We start from the raw sequence: 17,080 nt of genomic DNA on the forward strand, positions 1-17,080 counted from the left end.
CTGCATGATCTTAATAACCGTCAAAAGCAGCTTAATTAAATACGAGGAACACCATCATGATGGTCATACGCCCCATTTGTCAGAATGACCTAAAGTCTCTTTACCGACTTGCAGAAAAAACCGGCATTGGTTTTACCTCCTTGGTGTCTGATGAAGCCATTCTACAAAAGAAAATCGACGGCGCCGTGCGTTCTTTTAACAAAGAAAACGTCACCAAGCCCCACAATGAAGATTATTTGATGGTACTTGAAGATACCACAACAGGTGACATTGTTGGTACCTGTGGAATATTAGCTACGGTTGGTTTAGATGAACCCTTCTACAGCTATCATCTAGGAACCATTACTCACGCATCCCGTGAACTTGGTGTACATAACGCCATTCCTACTCTGATACTTAATAATGACTTCACCGGATTTAGTGAGATCTGCACACTGTTTTTAGAAGAAGATTACCGTCATTCAAAAAACGGCCAACTGCTTTCTAAGGCACGTTTTATGTTCATGGCACAATTTCCTGAACGTTTTACCGATAAAGTATTCGCGGAAATGCGTGGTGTTAGTGATGAAAATGGCATTTCTCCTCTATGGGAGAGTCTTGGCCGCCACTTCTTCTCTATTGATTTTAAAGAAGCTGACGAACTTACCTCTCAAGGTAACAAACAGTTTATTGCTGAGCTTATGCCGAACAACCCAGTCTACGTTAACTTGCTGCCACAAGAAGCCCGCGACGTCTTGGGACAAGTTCACAAAAATACGGTGCCAGCCCGTCGTTTATTAGAACAAGAAGGCTTTCGTTATGAAAACTACGTCGACATTTTTGATGGCGGCCCAAGTTTAGAGGCTCGTGTGCAAGACATACGAGCAGTCCGAGATAGCCGACTTTGCCTTGCTAACATAGGTCAACCTAAAGGCATCCGTGAAGGCAAAGGCGAAGGGATGAGCGAAGGTAATTACTATCTTGTCTCGAATGCCAAGGTAAAAGACTTTCGTTGCATTCTGATTCAACGATCAATACCGCCTGGCAGCGCTATGACTTTGACTCAAGAGGAAGCAGACTGCCTCTGCATAATAAACAAAGAACCCGTTCGAATCGTGGAACTATCACCCTATTCAAGATAAGTGCGCTTAACCTTTATCAGAATTGAAAGTACTAAAGTTAAAAGTGCACGAATTAACAGGAGCTATCATGAAACAAGCACATTATATTAATGGTCAATGGTTAGCAGGCGAAGGCCAGCTACTCCGCTCTATCGACCCAGCAGATGCAAGTTTAGTATGGCAAGCCAACACAGCCACTTCAGACCAAGTAGATTTAGCCATCAAGTCTGCTCGCTCTGCATTTCCTACTTGGGCTAATCGCCCTTTAGAAGAACGCTTAACGATTATTGAAGCCTTCGCAGAATTGGTAAAACAGCACAGCGAAGAAATCGCTACCGCCATTAGCCGCGAAACCGGCAAACCAATCTGGGAAACCCGCACCGAAGCCGCTGCTATGGTGGGCAAGGTCGCGATTTCCAAACAGGCGTATCACGAAAGAACAGGTGAAAAGACCACGCCTATGCCTGGTGCCACAGCCCGACTACGCCATCGTCCACATGGTGTGGTTGCTGTATTTGGCCCTTACAACTTTCCTGGGCATTTACCCAATGGCCACATAGTTCCAGCGCTGATTGCAGGTAATACAGTAGTTTTTAAACCAAGCGAGCAAGCTCCTGCAACGTCGGATTTGATCATTCAGTTATGGGAAAAAGCTGGCCTGCCAGCTGGCGTACTTAACTTAATTCAAGGCGAGCGCGACACTGGCGTTGCTTTGGCCAATCACCAGGGCATCGACGGATTATTCTTCACCGGCAGTCCACAAGTAGGTCACATTTTACACAACGATTTTGCTGGCCATCCGGGTAAAATCTTGGCGTTAGAAATGGGCGGCAACAACCCATTATTGGTTTCTGAAAAAATAGCGGATCAACGTGCTGCCGTGCATGAAATCATCCAGTCAGCCTTTATATCAGCAGGACAGCGTTGTACTTGTGCCCGTCGTTTATTATTGCCAAAAGGCAAGCTTGGCGATGCAATTTTGCAATCCCTAGTAACGGCAACCAAAGCACTAAAAATCGACCGTTTTGATGCCGAAGCACAACCTTTCATGGGGCCAGTCGTATCAGCTCAAGCCGCCGACGGTTTACTGCAAGCCTACCAAAAACTGATCAAATTAGGCGCATCACCGATCCTAGAAATGACTCGCGGCGACAGCCAAACCGGCTTTGTTACACCGGGTATTATCGACGCAACAGACATGCTAGACGAGCTTCCAGATCAGGAATATTTCGGCCCTTTGCTGACTGTGATTCGTTATGACTCTTTGGATCAAGCCATGAACATCGCCAACAACACCAAGTTTGGTTTGTCTGCCGGTCTCTTATCCGATGATGCTGCTGAGTATGAATGGTTCTTACAGTATAGCCGTGCTGGCATTATCAACTGGAACCGCCAAACTACCGGTGCATCAAGCAACGCACCATTTGGTGGCACAGGCGCCAGTGGTAACCATAGAGCCAGCGCTTACTATGCAGCAGATTATTGCGCTTACCCAGTGGCCAGCATTGAAGCAGACAGTTTAACCATGCCAGAAAAACTGGGACACGGTATAACGCTTTAGTGCTTACAGACTGCAGAATAGACAACTTAGATTCAGGTGCAACTTAAATTCAGGTATAACAAGAGGCAATTATGAACACAGCGACAGAAGCCAATTTTGACGGCTTAGTGGGCCCAACCCACAACTACAGCGGCCTATCTTTTGGTAACGTCGCTTCATTGAATAACTCAGCACGTCCATCCAATCCAAAAGCAGCGGCAAAACAAGGCTTAGTAAAAATGAAAGCCTTGGCTGATATGGGATTTGTTCAAGGTGTACTCGCGCCACACGAACGCCCACATATCCCAACGCTACGCCGTTTAGGTTTTTCTGGTAGTGACACAAATATATTAGAACAAGCCGCTAAACAAGCACCCAAGCTGCTTGCTGCGGTTAGTTCTGCGTCTTGTATGTGGACAGCCAACGCTGCAACCGTATCGCCAAGTGGTGACACCAGTGACAAGCGAGTGCATTTCACGCCTGCAAACTTAGTAAATAAATTCCATCGCTCCATCGAACATGAAACCACTGGCGCGATTTTACAAGCGACCTTTAAAGACGAAAAACATTTCGCTCACCATCCAGCGTTGCCTAGTGTCGATCACTTTGGCGATGAAGGGGCAGCAAACCACACACGTTTTTGCCATGGTTATGGCGAACAAGGCATCGAGTTCTTTGTGTATGGAATGGAAGCCTTCAACAACAGCGCGCCACATCCGGCTAAATTTCCAGCTCGTCACACTTTAGAAGCCTCTCAAGCGGTGGCGCGTCGTCATGGATTATCCCCAGAACAAGTAGTTTACGCACAACAAAATCCAGACGTCATCGACGCTGGTGTTTTCCACAATGACGTGATTGCCGTAGGTAACCGTAACGCGCACTTTTATCACCAAGAGGCTTTCTTAGATACCGCTAAGATGAAGCAAGACTTACTAACAGCTTGGGGAGATAGAGCGTCTAAGCTCCACCTGATTGAAGTTCCGAGTAATGCCGTATCAGTACAAGACTGTATTCAGTCTTACCTGTTTAATAGCCAGTTATTAAGCCGTGACGATGATGACATGGTTTTAGTTGTACCGGGTGAATGCGAAAACAATCCAGCGGTTTGGGCGTATTTAAATAGCCTAGTTGTTGGTCAATCGCCGATCAATGAGATCAAAGTCTTCGACCTCAAACAAAGCATGAGCAACGGCGGCGGCCCAGCTTGCCTTCGACTTCGCGTTGCCCTCACACAAGCTGAGCAACAAGCTATTAATCCATCGACACTGATGAATAACGCCTTGTTTGAGCGTTTAAATATCTGGGTAGATAAGCATTACCGGGATGAACTGCATGAAAAAGACCTTGCCGATCCGCAGCTGTTAATCGAAAGCCGCAACGCATTAGATGAATTAACTCAGATAATGAACTTGGGAAGTGTCTACGAATTTCAAAGGTAGTCTCGAACAACCCCACCCTAACCAACCCTACACTTGAAGATAAGGGGCTTCAGCTCCTCCCCCTGCTAAGGGGGAGATTGGGAGGGGGTTATCTCTTAAAAGTGCTCGCCATTCTCGTAATAATCTTTGCCCTGTAGATCATGAAACAAAACGGTAATGTCTTGGCCACTATCTACCAATGGTCTAACCAATTCTTCGATGATTAACGCTACTTTGCGCTTTACTTCATCGCCTCTGTCAAACCACAAAACATCAAAGAATGGATAAGCAGGAGAAGCACCGCCGACCGCAAGATACGTCGTTGCTTGATACTCAAGTGTAAAATGTGAATTAGGCGTATCGGTAATTTCAGCTAAGTTTTCTATCAGGATATCTGCGATAGATTCTAATTCGTCAAAAGCTAGTCCACGAACACGTAAATGAGGCATATTAATCCTTAGTCGATATCAACAATTTAGCAGTAAATAATGCCTGATTTACTAACCTTCATCTACATAATCGAATGAACGACTTTCAATCACTTGGCCATCCTGAACGACATCAACACTCCATTTACCATCAAAACCAGGCATTAATCGTTTACTTGACCATACTCGCCAACGGTCACCACCTATATCAAATCCTATATCAGCTTGATCTTCGCCATCCAGTTTCCAACGATGAATAACTTGGCTGCCAGACATATCACGTAAATCAGTAAAGAAATACACTCTTTGTATTTCGCCATATTCTACTTTTACAGTGGGCCCAATATCATCAATCGGCTCTCGATCTACAACATCTGTTGAAAATTGAGCACGAGCCACTGTACCTTCAGCCCAAGCTGGTAAAATCATCGCAAACGATAAAATACCAGCCAAAGCAACTTTAGTTAACGTTTGCCACATATTAAAATCCTATTGTACTTGTATAAAAATGTTTGTATTAAAAATGCGTGAAATAGCCATTTTCTAGCCGACCTTAACTTTTATTTAACTCTTGTTTAGAGACGAATATAACCATAAAGTTAGCTGAAAACTGTGTAAAAGAAACGAGAGTTTTGTGTAATTTTGCAAGCTCTCTCGCTTCTTTTGTGTCAAACAATAACTAACTTTCTGTTGAGGCTTTCTTTTTAGACTTTCTTTTTAAGGAATATATGTGGCTGAAGTGAATACTTACTTTGCTTGACGATCCGCCAAGGGCGTTGAAAAAGTATATTCCATATCCCAAGGAAAACGTATCCACGTATCTTGGCTTACTTCGGTAATAAAAGTATCAACCAATGGCTTACCAGCAGGTTTTGCGTAAATGGTCGCAAAATGAGCTTTAGGCAACATTTCACGTACTTTTGCCGCAGTACGCCCTGTATCAACTAGATCATCAATCAAAATGAATCCTTCACCGTCGCCTTCTACGCCTTTCAAAACGTTCAGCTCACCTTGCTTCATTACTCCATCGCCTTTCTCGCCGGCACCGTAACTAACAATACAAATCGTATCAATCAGGCGAATATCCATTTCACGACATAAAATAGCCGCTGGCACTAAACCGCCACGAGTAATCGCAATAATTCCCTTCCAAGGACCTTGCTCAAGCAAACGCCAAGACAAAGCGCGAGCATTCCTATGTAACTCTTCCCAAGATACCGGAAAATCTTTTGAATAAGGGGTCATCAAAGCTCCTACGCCTTTCGCTATTGGTTCTGATTTCTCAATTATGTGCCACTAAGGGAATAACATAATACAAGAAAAGATTGAGTGGAAATAAAAGATTAGGATTTTAGCGGCAATGGTAGGCCGGCCGCAACAAAAGTTACCCGATCGGTCAATTTAGCTAGCGCCTGATTCATTGCGCCAGCCTCATCACCAAAACGCCTAGCCAGCGCATTCATCGGCATAATACCTAAACCCACCTCACTCGATACTAGAATTAAATCCCCTTCGAATACTTCAACCGCTTTTAGTAGCGCTTGTTTTTCATCTTCCAAACGAGTTTCATCTTCTAGGCACAATAAGTTCGTCATCCATAAGGTAAAACACTCAACGATGACTGCTTGATCAGGTGAATTAAGAGAATGTAAGACTCTTGCCAATGCTAACGGCTCTTCTATCAATTGCCATTCACTCGGTCGGTTGTCTTTATGCAAGCGCACTCGGTCTGCCATGCCGTCATCCCACACTTGAGACGTCGCCACATAACAGACTGGTTTTCCGCAAGCCGTTATTTGTTCTTGAGCGAAAGCACTTTTACCACTACGAACGCCACCTAAAACGAGATGCTTCATGCTAGCTCTCGGCCTCCCTCTGTTTTCAATAAACGAATCAATGCGCTATTTAAAGCATCCATTTCACGCAAAGCCGGTAATGCCACACGAATCCAACCTTCGCCTAAGCGAGTATGAACACCGACTTGATGCAACATTTCAAAAACTTGCGCTGCATACTCATGACTATCGAGAAACCAAGTCACAAACAGCGGACTCAATACATAATCTTGAGAATCAAAAATAGTATTGAATTTTGGCATCACACGTTCAACAAATGCAGCTTGTCGTACTTTTAAGCCTTGCAAAGCTTGAGACTGCCAAGCTTTATCAGCAAAGGCTAATTGCACCAAATACAGACTCGCAGTGGCAACAGGCCAAGGTCCAAGCAAATTATTTAGCGCGGCTTGCCATTTACTGGAACAAAAAGCGAACCCAACACGAGCTCCTGCCAAACCAAAAAACTTACCAACCGATCGCATAATAAAAAGCGACTCACTCAAATCTGAACTATTTTGGTGATTCAATAGGCTTAATTCAGGACAAGCATCAATGAAGGCTTCGTCTACTACTAAATGCACGCCTTTTTGCTCCGCATGAGCAATAAGCTGAGACAAAGCCTTGCCTGATGCGATTTCTCCGGTTGGATTATTTGGCTGAATCACCACAGCAACAGCCCATTCTTGCTCTAATAACTCCTCTAAAGCATCGTAATAGGCAATATCAAAGCCCCACTTTTTCCAAGCAAAAGCATGTTCCTGATAACCAATACGAGGCACAAAAACTGTTTGATTTGCGACGAGCTGAGTTGAAGACTGACAAGCCAGCAACATCGGCGGCAGAGACTCAATAATATGCTGCGAACCCGCGCCAATTGCATTGGGACGACGGCCAAAATAGCGCTCGGCTTCGTCTAGTAAATCCGCTTGATCGGGTAAATCCATCCACAAGGAAGGCGCTATTTCGGGAATCGGCCAAGGTTCACGATTGCATGCTGAAGATAAATCCAACCAATTTAACGCCTTGCTGCCAACCTTACGTTGCCAATAAGCTAAATCGCCACCATGTTTCGGTGGCGTGCTTTCTAGATTTGGAACATTTCCTAAACTTGAAGTGCTGTCTAACTTAGAAGATTTCAGACCAACAGACATATAACCAATCCCCATAAAAATACGCTTTTATCCACCAGCCAAATAGCCTCTTTTAAATGATGAGGTATCGGTAAATCACCTTCCCCCAGAATTGGTCTGGTTTCTACTTTTCCAAAATACGGCGCTTCGCCACCCAATTGAACGCCTAACGCGCCAGCGCCTGCCGCCATTACAGGGCCTGCATTTGGGCTTTTCCAACGAGCAGAAGGACGTCGCGCACTACGAATAGAAGCACGCCAATGACCACAAGCGGCATAGGTATAAACAACAAGGCGAGCTGGAACATAATTCAGCACATCATCAAAACGTGCCGCAAACCAACCAAAATACAGCAAGGATTCTGTTTTGTAGCCCCACATAGCATCAAGCGTATTGGCAAGGCGATACAAAAGCACACCAGGCGCACCGAATATAAGAAACCAAAAGATGGGAGCAAAAATCGCGTCACTGCCATTTTCTAATACCGACTCAATGCCCGCTTTCGCTACTGCCGATTCATCTAAATTTTGAGTATCACGGCTTACGATATAACTCACGGCAAGACGCGCTTCATCAAGTTTTTCCATCGATAGTGGCGATGCGGATAAAGGCTGATAAATCGCCAAAGCATGTTCACGTAAACTCTGCCAACCAATGGCGAAATACAACACCAACACAGACAAAAGAGTATCCAGCCAGTTTGGTAATAGCCAAAACAAGACCAATAAAATCAGCAACCAAGGCAAAACCGCCACCAGCCAAGCCAACATACCAACCATTCGCTGACGAGATTGCGAAGCCTCTAAGGGCAATTGGATATGCTTGCGACAAAGATCCACCCAGCGACCAAACCAAATCAAAGGGTGCCAACTTTTGGGCTCACCTAATAAGCGATCAAGCACCAAAGCCGATACTAAAATCAAACTGGTGCTGGAAGAAAAAGCTAAGAAGTTATCAAAAAAGGCATCAATAATACTGTCTAAATTAGAAAGGATCATAAATATTGGTCGTTTTTTCACTTAACAAGATAAGAAGGTAAGGTAGAATTCTATCACCTTATTGATTTAAAGCGTGATGATACTGAATGCCAGCCTTTAGTTTAATGATCCAAGGAACCACCTCGGACGCCGGAAAAAGCACCTTAGTCACGGCATTGTGCCGTTTATTCGTTCGTCGAGGTATACAAGTCGCGCCATTCAAGCCACAAAATATGGCATTAAACAGCGCTGTCACGCAAGATGGCAATGAAATAGGCCGAGCCCAAGCTGTGCAAGCCTATGCCGCGGGGCTTGAACCACACGTGGACATGAACCCGATTCTGCTTAAACCCAACACAGACACAGGCGCGCAAGTCATCATCCAAGGCAAAGCCGTGGGTAACATGAATGCGGTTGGTTATCACGAATACAAAAGTATTGCCAAAATCGCCGCGCTGGATTCTTATCATCGCCTAGCCGAACAATACCAAGCTGTTTTAATTGAAGGCGCTGGCAGCCCAGCGGAAATTAATTTACGCGCTCGCGACATCGCAAACATGGGCTTTGCCGAAAGCATCGATTGTCCAGTTATTATCATCGCTGACATCGACAAAGGCGGCGTGTTTGCTCACCTCGTTGGAACGCTGGATTTACTTAGCCCAAGTGAGCAAGATCGAGTCATTGGCTTTGTGATAAACCGCTTTCGTGGCGATATTAGCTTATTACAGTCTGGCCTTGACTGGCTCGAAGAACGCACTGGAAAACCCGTTTTGGGGGTGCTCCCCTTCTTAAAAGGTTTCCACTTAGAATCCGAAGACGCCGTTGCCAAAAGCCCCATTAAAACTGACACAAATGCAAAGTTAAACATCGTCATCCCTATTATGCCGCGTACTAGTAATCACACAGACTGGGACGCGCTACGCCTTCACCCTGATGTTCAAGTTACACTGGTTGGTGCGAACGAAAGCATTCCACCAGCGGATCTAGTGATCCTACCCGGTAGCAAAAGCGTGCAAAGCGACCTCGCCTTTTTGCGACAAGAAGGTTGGGAAGACTATCTGAACAAACACCTAAGATACGGCGGAAAAGTCATTGGGATTTGCGGTGGCTATCAAATGCTCGGCGAGCAACTGCTCGATCCGCTGGGGCTAGAAAACCAACACGCCAACACACAATCGACTGGATTTGGCTTTATACCAATGGAAACCGTCCTTAAAGAAGAAAAACAACTTAAACAACGTCATGGACAACTTGCCTTTTCAGGCAGTTCATCCCGCTCTTCAAACAATTACGCAAAAGTCACTGGCTACGAAATCCACTCTGGCGTGTCGAGCTTTTCAGCCAATACGACAATAAACCACTTTGCTCTCTTAGATAACGAACAAAACAAAGAAAACGGCGAACAAGAAGGCTACATATCAGAAGACGGCAAAATCATCGGCACCTATCTTCATGGCGTATTTGACCACCCAGAAGCCCTGCAGGCCTTACTAAACTGGGCAGGCGTCGACCAAGCGGCCGCATTCGATTACGACCAATACAGAGACAGCGAAATCAACCGCCTCGCCGACAGCACAGAACAAAATATGAACATCGATGCACTAATTGAACAGTGTCGAAACTTCCAGCAATAAAAAAGCGAGCCATGGCTCGCTTTTGTTGATTCCAATGAAGAGAAACCAGTGATTAACTCAAGGCTCTGGAGTGATGTTCTAGGTGATCGTCGATGAAGCTGGCGATGAAGAAGTAGCTGTGATCGTAGCCCGGTTGACGGCGTAACGTGATCGGGTGTCCAGCTTTTTCACAAGCAGCTTCTAGAGCTTCTGGTTTTAGTTGTTCTACCAAGAAGTTATCAGCTTCGCCTTGATCGATAAACAAAGGTAAGCGTTCACTGGCATTCTCTATCAGCAAAGTCGCATCCCATTCGTTCCAAGTGGCTTTGTCTTCACCCAAGTATCCGGTGAAGGCTTTTTCGCCCCAAGGACAGTTGGTTGGATTCGCAATTGGTGCAAAAGCCGAGACTGATTGATACATACCTGGATTCTTCAGCGCGCAAATCAAAGCGCCGTGACCACCCATTGAGTGACCAGAGATAGAACGCTTGTCAGTCACTGGGAAATTCGCTTCAACCAAATGCGGCAACTCTTGCACCACATAATCGTACATGTGGTAGGTATTCGAATAAGGCTCAACCGTCGCATTGATATAAAACCCTGCAGCGGAACCGAAATCGTAGCTTTCATGTTCGTTCGGATAATCCGTGCCACGTGGGCTGGTATCAGGACAAACAATGGCCAAACCTAATTCTGCCGCTTTACGAAACGCTCCTGCTTTCTGTGTGAAGTTCTCATCGTTACAGGTCAGACCTGACAACCAATACAAAACAGGGACTTTTTGCGTTTCTGCTTGTGGCGGCAGATAAATAGCAAAGGTCATTTCGCTTTTCACTGACAAGCTTTCATGCTTATAACGCTTCAACCAACCGCCGAAGCTTTTGGTGCTGGATAACAATTCCATAGCTGTCTCCTTAGCTGTGTTAAAAAAGCCCGCTTAGCGGGCTTATCAAAACGGTATGATCACGATTATTTATCGAAAAGAATAACTGTACGAATACTCTCACCTTTGTGCATCAAATCAAACGCTTCGTTGATTCTCTCAAGCGGCATAGTGTGTGTCACGAATGGGTCGATTTCGATCTTGCCGTTCATGTAGTCTTCTACGTAACCAGGCAATTGGCTGCGACCTTTTACGCCACCAAAAGCAGAGCCTTTCCAGACTCGACCGGTTACCAATTGGAATGGACGAGTAGAGATTTCTTGGCCAGCACCAGCAACACCGATGATGATGGATTCGCCCCAACCTTTGTGACAGCACTCAAGCGCTTGACGCATTACTTGAACGTTACCGATACATTCGAATGAGTAATCTACGCCGCCGTCTGTCATATCAACGATTAGCTGCTGAATTGGTGCATCAAATTTCTTCGGATTGATGCAATCAGTCGCGCCGAATTGTTTCGCCATTTCGAATTTAGATTCGTTGATATCGATAGCGATAATGCGAGAAGCTCCTGCCATGCGAGCACCTTGGATAACCGACAAACCAATGCCACCCAAACCAAAGACAGCAACCGTTGCGCCTTCTTCAACTTTCGCCGTGTTTAGTACTGCACCGATACCTGTTGTGATACCACAACCTAACAAACAGACTTTTTCTAGCGGTGCGTCAACGTGGATTTTCGCCAAAGAAATTTCCGGAACCACACTGTATTCAGAGAAGGTAGACGTACCCATATAATGGAAAATTGGCTCGCCATTAATGCTAAAACGGCTAGTACCGTCTGGCATTAGGCCTTTACCTTGGGTAACACGGACTGCTTGGCAAAGGTTGGTTTTGCCAGACTTACAGAACTTACACTCGCCACATTCTGCGGTGTATAGAGGAATAACGTGATCGCCAACTTTAAGCGTGGTAACGCCTTCGCCCACGGCTTCAACAACACCGGCACCTTCATGGCCAAGAATCGCAGGGAAAATGCCTTCTGGATCTTCACCAGACAAGGTGAACGCGTCTGTGTGACAAACGCCTGTTGCGACCATGCGAACAAGTACTTCGCCTTTTTGCGGATCCTGAACGTCAACTTCTTCGATTTTAAGTGGTTGGCCTGGACCCCAAGCAACAGCAGCTTTACATTTCATAGCGCACTCCAATGTGTATATTGATTCATTTTCGATTCAACTAGTGTAGTCGTAAATGATTACAAGGATAATCTCCCATTTGGAAAATGATTATTGCCATATGGCAACAATCATTTTTTACTTTATTAAAAATGCGCTAATCTAAGCGTTTCGATTGCAGGGTAATGAGATGAAAAATTGGGAAGCCATGGAAGCCTTTGTCGAAGTCGTCAGACAAGGTAGCTTTTCAGCGGCAGCGATTAAGCTCAGCGTGTCGGCGTCTCATATTAGTCGACTAATTACTCAACTCGAAGCGGAGCTTGGTACGACGTTGTTGTTTCGAACTACAAGGCGTATTCGTTTAAGCGATGCTGGTGATTTATATTATCAACACTGTCGTGGTTTACCTGAAGCACTGAGTAGCGCGGAAGAAGTGATTTCCACCCTCAACCAAGCACCAATTGGCCCGTTCAAAATGACCTGTGCCACTACCTTTGGCGAACGCTATATTGCGCCATTGATGAACGATTTTTTATTGCACCACCCAAAAATAGAGCTGGATTTTCACCTCACCAATCGCTCGGTAGATTTGATCGAAGAAGGATACGATCTAGCTATTCGCATGGGGGCTATGAAGGATTCTAGCCATTTGTCACGCCGTTTGTGTGATAGGGTCGAATACCTTTGTGCGTCACGAGAATACATAGATCAGCACGGCATGCCGCATACATTAGCCGAATTGAACAAACACCGATGCTTGATCGGTTCGAAAAATCATTGGCTGTTTCAACAAGATGGACAGCGCAAAGAAGTAAAAGTCGGCAGCCAATGGCGCAGTAATTCTGGCCCTGCTTTGCTGGATGCAGTACGTAAAGGCTTGGGTATCGCGCAACTGCCTGATTATTATGTTTCTGACGATCTCGCCAGCGGCAAGCTCATTCCCTTGTTAACACAATATCAATATCCATACAGCGGCGTTTGGTTGGTTTATCCGAAAGTACGGCAACCATCACCGAAGTTACAAAGTATTTGTGATTATCTGATTCAGCGTTTTAAACAAGATCCACCATTTGCCAAATAACCCACGTATGTTTAAATACGCACCACATACTCACTCTTAAGCATCATTAAGCGAAGCCCATGTTTTCACAAGAAGATCTAGTTCAAGTTGCTCGTCAAACTATGCCATTTGGTAAATACCAAGGTCGTGTTTTGATTGATCTACCGGAAGCCTATTTACTCTGGTTTGCTCACGAAGGCTGGCCGAATGGCAATCTAGGACAATGGCTACAACTGGCGTTAGAAATTAAAATTAATGGATTGGAAAAGCTGGTCGATCCATTACGTAAACCGACCGAGAAAAAGCCTAACGAGCCGAAAGTTCGCATTCGTTTTGATGATTAGTTTTTTCACGCAAGCAATCTAAGAAGGCCGACGAGTATAGAGCAAAATGTCGCCTTCTTGCTCTGTGTCTTGCTTTAGAACAAAGCCAGCACGTTCTGCTACTTTCATCGAGGCAATATTACCTACCTTAACCAGTGCCACTAATGGTTCATCGAAGTAATGCACCAATTTAGATAACATTTGATGGGCAAATCCTTTTCCGCGCGCTTCCGGTGCAACAGTCCAAGATAATTCCCACGCATTTTCCACGCGATCCGCTCGACAAGTTCCAACCGCTACACCATTAACTTCAGCAATCCACAAAAGCCTTTGTTTGGGCTTATTTTTTTCAGGTTTGTTTTGTTCAGGAAAGTCCAATGACGCTTCAAGCCAAGCAAGGTGTGACTCAAATATAACTTCATCGCTATTATGAGACCCTTTGCGGGTGTCTGGATCATTACGCCACACGAATAAATTTTCGGCGTCTGCCATCTCTGCTGGTCGTAAATTTAATTGGTCTGTCATATCGTACTTCGCCCATTTTATAGCAATTGTCCTTTCTCACCGACAACAGCTTACAGCGAGTATACACTTTAAACATGCCTCTCTCGCACTATTCTACATTCTGAAATAAGGTACGGAAATTGCTTAAATTTTTGAATCTTAAAAACATGCTATACACATCTTTTTTTCTAAAAACCGAACTGGAAAGCACACTAAATGGATATCAGAATCGACAATTTATCTGGCCCAGAAATAGAACAATTACTCACAGAACACCTCGCAGACATGTTTGCGGCATCACCGCCTGAGTGCGTTTTTGCATTAGATTTAAACGGATTAAAAAAACCGAACATTACCTTCTGGACGGTTTGGGAAGATAGCCAATTGCTAGGCTGTGGAGCGCTTAAGGTACTGGACGAAACACATGGTGAAATTAAATCTATGCGTACCACCAGCGCCGCTCGCAACAAAGGCGTTGCTTCTACCCTACTTCGTCATATCATCGATGCAGCCAAGCAAAAAGGGCTCAATAAAATCAGCTTAGAAACAGGATCACAAGACTTCTTCGCGCCAGCAAGAAAGCTTTACACCAAACATAACTTTATTGAATGTGGACCGTTCTCCGATTACAAACTTGATCCTTACAGTGTATTTATGACCAGAAGCCTTTAACTGTGCCATTGTTCCATTACAGTCTGCTTCATTAATTTTGCCATCTGTGCATTACGACTGCTCAATAACAGCGTTAAACTTTATAGATTCAAGATAAAAACTAAAGGACGCAGAATGAAAACGATCGGCATTATTGGCGGAATGAGTTGGGAATCCTCAGCTTTGTATTACAAAAGCATCAACGAGTTGACCAAACAAAAACTCGGCGGCCTGCATTCCGCTAAGATCGTTTTATCCAGTGTCGATTTTGCTGAAATTGAGTGTTTGCAACATCAAGGCGATTGGCTACAGTTAGGAGAAATCCTCTCTGCTGAAGCCAAACGTTTAGAACAAGCTGATGCTGATTTCATACTTATCGCAACTAATACCATGCACAAGGTGGCGAATGTTGTTCAAAATGCGGTAAGAATTCCTCTACTGCATATTGCCGATGCCACCGCTAAGGAACTCGTTAAACAAAAACATCAAAAAGTTGGCTTTATCGGTACTCGCTATTCGATGGAAGAAGACTTTTATATTAAGCGATTAGAAGAGCAATATGGTTTAGAGGTAATCACACCATCGAAGCAAGACAGGGACGACATACATAGAATTATTTACGAGGAATTATGTCTCGGTAAAATTCTTCCTGAATCGAGAAAAATTTATATCGACATCGTTAATCGACTTCAAGCAGCCGGAGCGGAAGCCGTCATCGAAGGATGCACGGAAATCACCCTACTGCTCAAGCAAGAACACGTTACTGTACCTTTATTTGATACTACTTACATTCACGCTAAAGCCGCTGTGGATGAGGCGTTAAACGCCTGATCGCCTTATGATTTTTTTATCAATACCACTATCACTACACTTAGCTTCTAGCCGACATTCCAAAACGCCTTAAACGTATTTGGGTTATCGGCTAGAAACTTATTACTTAATGTCCACTAGCCGCTTTTTTCGTAAAGAATATAAAGGGTGTCAGAACTAAAAATAAGACTGTCAGCATAGTAAAGAGGTCAATGGTTGACAGCATTAACCCTTGTGACGTGACTGTTTGATTAAAGCTCATCAGGCTTGCTGTGCTTGGGTCTTGCAGTTGCTGTGACACAATAGGGTTATATTGCGATATGTTTTCACTTAATACTGAATGATGGGCACTTGAGTTACGGGTCCATATCCAGGCGGTTAAAGAAGACGAGAAGCTAGCGCCAAGGGTTCGAATAAAGGTAGACAAAGAGGCGCCATCTGCGATTTCAGGACCATTTAAGTCTGACATCAAGATCGTCGTCATTGGCATAAAGAATAAGCCAATGCCAATTCCCATAAACAACTGTATAAGTGCGATCGTCGTAAAATCGACCTCTAAATTAAATAGAGTTCGCCAATAACAACTTATGCCAATAACCAAAAATGAGCTTGCTGCTAACCAGCGCATATCGAGTTTATTGCCGAATTTACCCAGAAACGGCGACATCAACAATGGTAAAACACCCATTGGAGCTGCGGCTAATCCTGCCCATAATGCGGTATAACCCATTTGAGTCTGAAGCCATTGTGGAAGAATAAGGTTAATACTGAAAAATCCGCCATACCCCAATGTCAGTAATATAGTGCCGACACAGAAATTTCGATTAGCAAACAAACGAAGATTGATCGCTGGATGGTCGTCTGTTAACTCCCAAATCACCATAAAAGTCAGCATGATGGCAGCAAAAACAGCCCCAGCAATAATCCAATTATTGGAAAACCAATCTAAATCATTGCCTTTGTCTAACACGATTTGCAGTACACCAACACCAAGCGCCATGGTTGCTAATCCGATGATGTCTAATTTCGGTTTGGTTTTCTGCTGAGGCCGGTCTTTAAACTGCGCAGAGATAACAACTATCGAGAAAATCCCTACTGGAATGTTAATAAAAAAAATCCATGGCCAACTGTAGTTGTAGGTTAACCAACCGCCAAGTATGGGACCCACAATGGGGCCCACTACGGCGACCATGCCTATTAAAGAGAGAGCCATTCCCCGTTTCGCGCGCGGAAAAATAGACATCAAAAGCACCTGACTCATTGGAAACAAAGGTGCTGCTGTTAAACCTTGTATAGCGCGAAATAAAACCATTTCAGTCATGTTTTGCGCTATACCACATAAAAATGAGGTAATAATAAAGCCTAGCAAGGCCGCAATATACAGCTGTACTTCACCAAATTTTCGGCTTAACCAAGACGTGATTGGTAAACCAATCGCAAGACAAACGGTAAAGGAAGTAATAACCCAAGTACCTTGGTTAAAACTCACGCCCATATTGCCTGCGATAGTCGGCAGAGCCACGTTTGCAATAGTGGTATCCAGCACCTGCATAAACACGCCCAGCGAGATGGCAAAGACACACAGAGCCATATTAGCTGGGCGAAACCCTTCTTGTTGACTCATAGA

Annotated in this window: 18 protein-coding genes; 8 read left to right on the top strand and 10 right to left on the bottom strand. The window is 44.6% G+C overall.

Annotation, left to right across the window (positions count from 1 at the left end; all coding sequences use genetic code 11):
- Positions 1 to 56 precede the first annotated feature (56 nt).
- The 3 genes from astA to astB all read left to right on the top strand — a co-directional run bounded on the left by astA (position 57) and on the right by astB (position 4,079).
- Positions 57 to 1,121: an arginine N-succinyltransferase gene (gene astA, locus BUA59_RS15800; RefSeq protein WP_072840648.1), complete on the top strand. Its 1,065-nt coding sequence runs from the start codon at positions 57 to 59 to the stop codon at positions 1,119 to 1,121.
- 67 nt (positions 1,122 to 1,188) lie between these two features.
- The gene (gene astD / locus BUA59_RS15805; RefSeq protein WP_072840649.1) at positions 1,189 to 2,661 is read left to right on the top strand and encodes a succinylglutamate-semialdehyde dehydrogenase; all 1,473 of its coding nucleotides are present in this window, start codon (positions 1,189 to 1,191) and stop codon (positions 2,659 to 2,661) included.
- A gap of 71 nt (positions 2,662 to 2,732) precedes the next feature.
- Complete coding sequence (astB, locus tag BUA59_RS15810; protein ID WP_072840650.1) at positions 2,733 to 4,079, top strand: N-succinylarginine dihydrolase; 1,347 nt, start codon at positions 2,733 to 2,735, stop codon at positions 4,077 to 4,079.
- A 95-nt stretch (positions 4,080 to 4,174) separates the two neighbouring features.
- Here astB and BUA59_RS15815 read toward each other — a convergent pair whose 3' ends face one another.
- From BUA59_RS15815 to cbiB, 6 genes are all read right to left on the bottom strand, one after another.
- Positions 4,175 to 4,507 carry a DUF1904 family protein gene (locus BUA59_RS15815; protein WP_012071338.1) on the bottom strand — a complete coding sequence of 111 codons (333 nt, stop codon included), beginning with the start codon at positions 4,505 to 4,507 and terminating at the stop codon, positions 4,175 to 4,177.
- A gap of 51 nt (positions 4,508 to 4,558) precedes the next feature.
- Positions 4,559 to 4,966, bottom strand: a complete 408-nt coding sequence (locus BUA59_RS15820; protein WP_072840651.1) for a DUF2914 domain-containing protein — start codon at positions 4,964 to 4,966, stop codon at positions 4,559 to 4,561.
- A 267-nt stretch (positions 4,967 to 5,233) separates the two neighbouring features.
- A complete protein-coding gene (gene gpt / locus BUA59_RS15825; protein WP_012071340.1) occupies positions 5,234 to 5,731 on the bottom strand; it encodes a xanthine phosphoribosyltransferase in 498 nt (165 codons plus the stop codon).
- A gap of 98 nt (positions 5,732 to 5,829) precedes the next feature.
- On the bottom strand, positions 5,830 to 6,342 hold the full coding sequence (gene cobU, locus BUA59_RS15830) for a bifunctional adenosylcobinamide kinase/adenosylcobinamide-phosphate guanylyltransferase (RefSeq protein ID WP_072840652.1): 513 nt from the start codon (positions 6,340 to 6,342) through the stop codon (positions 5,830 to 5,832).
- Entirely contained in the window at positions 6,339 to 7,472 is a 1,134-nt protein-coding gene (locus BUA59_RS15835) for an aminotransferase class I/II-fold pyridoxal phosphate-dependent enzyme (RefSeq protein WP_072840726.1), read from the bottom strand. The genes cobU and BUA59_RS15835 overlap by 4 nt, the downstream gene beginning before the upstream one ends.
- Entirely contained in the window at positions 7,457 to 8,449 is a 993-nt protein-coding gene (gene cbiB / locus BUA59_RS15840; RefSeq protein ID WP_072840653.1) for an adenosylcobinamide-phosphate synthase CbiB, read from the bottom strand. Before cbiB ends, BUA59_RS15835 begins: the two co-directional genes overlap by 16 nt.
- Positions 8,450 to 8,535: 86 nt before the next feature.
- Between cbiB and BUA59_RS15845 the strand changes: the two genes are divergently transcribed.
- Positions 8,536 to 10,062, top strand: a complete 1,527-nt coding sequence (locus BUA59_RS15845) for a cobyric acid synthase (protein WP_072840654.1) — start codon at positions 8,536 to 8,538, stop codon at positions 10,060 to 10,062.
- A 52-nt stretch (positions 10,063 to 10,114) separates the two neighbouring features.
- On the opposite strand, the gene fghA is transcribed toward BUA59_RS15845, so the two are convergent.
- Together fghA and BUA59_RS15855 are read right to left on the bottom strand one after the other, a co-directional pair.
- Complete coding sequence (fghA, locus tag BUA59_RS15850; RefSeq protein WP_072840655.1) at positions 10,115 to 10,945, bottom strand: S-formylglutathione hydrolase; 831 nt, start codon at positions 10,943 to 10,945, stop codon at positions 10,115 to 10,117.
- A 65-nt stretch (positions 10,946 to 11,010) separates the two neighbouring features.
- On the bottom strand, positions 11,011 to 12,126 hold the full coding sequence (locus BUA59_RS15855; protein ID WP_072840656.1) for an S-(hydroxymethyl)glutathione dehydrogenase/class III alcohol dehydrogenase: 1,116 nt from the start codon (positions 12,124 to 12,126) through the stop codon (positions 11,011 to 11,013).
- Positions 12,127 to 12,295: 169 nt separating this feature from the next.
- On the opposite strand from BUA59_RS15855, the gene BUA59_RS15860 reads away from it, so the two are divergent.
- Positions 12,296 to 13,186, top strand: a complete 891-nt coding sequence (locus BUA59_RS15860) for a LysR family transcriptional regulator (protein WP_072840657.1) — start codon at positions 12,296 to 12,298, stop codon at positions 13,184 to 13,186.
- 59 nt (positions 13,187 to 13,245) lie between these two features.
- Positions 13,246 to 13,509 (top strand): DUF3820 family protein, encoded by a 264-nt coding sequence (locus tag BUA59_RS15865; protein ID WP_072840658.1) that lies wholly within the window; start codon positions 13,246 to 13,248, stop codon positions 13,507 to 13,509.
- An 18-nt stretch (positions 13,510 to 13,527) separates the two neighbouring features.
- On the opposite strand, the gene BUA59_RS15870 is transcribed toward BUA59_RS15865, so the two are convergent.
- Positions 13,528 to 14,013 carry a GNAT family N-acetyltransferase gene (locus BUA59_RS15870; protein WP_072840659.1) on the bottom strand — a complete coding sequence of 162 codons (486 nt, stop codon included), beginning with the start codon at positions 14,011 to 14,013 and terminating at the stop codon, positions 13,528 to 13,530.
- A 195-nt stretch (positions 14,014 to 14,208) separates the two neighbouring features.
- On the opposite strand from BUA59_RS15870, the gene BUA59_RS15875 reads away from it, so the two are divergent.
- Positions 14,209 to 14,664 carry a GNAT family N-acetyltransferase gene (locus BUA59_RS15875; RefSeq protein ID WP_072840660.1) on the top strand — a complete coding sequence of 152 codons (456 nt, stop codon included), beginning with the start codon at positions 14,209 to 14,211 and terminating at the stop codon, positions 14,662 to 14,664.
- 114 nt (positions 14,665 to 14,778) lie between these two features.
- Complete coding sequence (locus BUA59_RS15880) at positions 14,779 to 15,474, top strand: aspartate/glutamate racemase family protein (protein ID WP_072840661.1); 696 nt, start codon at positions 14,779 to 14,781, stop codon at positions 15,472 to 15,474.
- Between the two features lie 106 nt (positions 15,475 to 15,580).
- Here BUA59_RS15880 and BUA59_RS15885 read toward each other — a convergent pair whose 3' ends face one another.
- Positions 15,581 to 17,077, bottom strand: a complete 1,497-nt coding sequence (locus tag BUA59_RS15885) for a DHA2 family efflux MFS transporter permease subunit (protein WP_072840662.1) — start codon at positions 17,075 to 17,077, stop codon at positions 15,581 to 15,583.
- Positions 17,078 to 17,080: the final 3 nt, after the last annotated feature.

This window comes from Marinomonas polaris DSM 16579 (genome assembly GCF_900129155.1).
Classification (GTDB): domain Bacteria; phylum Pseudomonadota; class Gammaproteobacteria; order Pseudomonadales; family Marinomonadaceae; genus Marinomonas; species Marinomonas polaris.

What these genes read in the sequence shown, in the direction of transcription:
- astB (WP_072840650.1), top strand. Translation starts at nt 2,733, where the DNA reads ATGAACACAGCGACAGAAGCCAATTTTGACGGCTTAGTGGGCCCAACC.
- BUA59_RS15820 (WP_072840651.1), bottom strand. Translation starts at nt 4,966, where the DNA reads ATGTGGCAAACGTTAACTAAAGTTGCTTTGGCTGGTATTTTATCGTTT.
- cobU (WP_072840652.1), bottom strand. Translation starts at nt 6,342, where the DNA reads ATGAAGCATCTCGTTTTAGGTGGCGTTCGTAGTGGTAAAAGTGCTTTC.
- BUA59_RS15855 (WP_072840656.1), bottom strand. Translation starts at nt 12,126, where the DNA reads ATGAAATGTAAAGCTGCTGTTGCTTGGGGTCCAGGCCAACCACTTAAA.
- fghA (WP_072840655.1), bottom strand. Translation starts at nt 10,945, where the DNA reads ATGGAATTGTTATCCAGCACCAAAAGCTTCGGCGGTTGGTTGAAGCGT.
- gpt (WP_012071340.1), bottom strand. Translation starts at nt 5,731, where the DNA reads ATGACCCCTTATTCAAAAGATTTTCCGGTATCTTGGGAAGAGTTACAT.
- BUA59_RS15885 (WP_072840662.1), bottom strand. Translation starts at nt 17,077, where the DNA reads ATGAGTCAACAAGAAGGGTTTCGCCCAGCTAATATGGCTCTGTGTGTC.
- BUA59_RS15875 (WP_072840660.1), top strand. Translation starts at nt 14,209, where the DNA reads ATGGATATCAGAATCGACAATTTATCTGGCCCAGAAATAGAACAATTA.
- BUA59_RS15835 (WP_072840726.1), bottom strand. Translation starts at nt 7,472, where the DNA reads ATGTCTGTTGGTCTGAAATCTTCTAAGTTAGACAGCACTTCAAGTTTA.
- BUA59_RS15860 (WP_072840657.1), top strand. Translation starts at nt 12,296, where the DNA reads ATGAAAAATTGGGAAGCCATGGAAGCCTTTGTCGAAGTCGTCAGACAA.
- cbiB (WP_072840653.1), bottom strand. Translation starts at nt 8,449, where the DNA reads ATGATCCTTTCTAATTTAGACAGTATTATTGATGCCTTTTTTGATAAC.
- BUA59_RS15845 (WP_072840654.1), top strand. Translation starts at nt 8,536, where the DNA reads ATGCCAGCCTTTAGTTTAATGATCCAAGGAACCACCTCGGACGCCGGA.
- BUA59_RS15865 (WP_072840658.1), top strand. Translation starts at nt 13,246, where the DNA reads ATGTTTTCACAAGAAGATCTAGTTCAAGTTGCTCGTCAAACTATGCCA.
- BUA59_RS15880 (WP_072840661.1), top strand. Translation starts at nt 14,779, where the DNA reads ATGAAAACGATCGGCATTATTGGCGGAATGAGTTGGGAATCCTCAGCT.
- BUA59_RS15815 (WP_012071338.1), bottom strand. Translation starts at nt 4,507, where the DNA reads ATGCCTCATTTACGTGTTCGTGGACTAGCTTTTGACGAATTAGAATCT.
- astD (WP_072840649.1), top strand. Translation starts at nt 1,189, where the DNA reads ATGAAACAAGCACATTATATTAATGGTCAATGGTTAGCAGGCGAAGGC.
- astA (WP_072840648.1), top strand. Translation starts at nt 57, where the DNA reads ATGATGGTCATACGCCCCATTTGTCAGAATGACCTAAAGTCTCTTTAC.
- BUA59_RS15870 (WP_072840659.1), bottom strand. Translation starts at nt 14,013, where the DNA reads ATGACAGACCAATTAAATTTACGACCAGCAGAGATGGCAGACGCCGAA.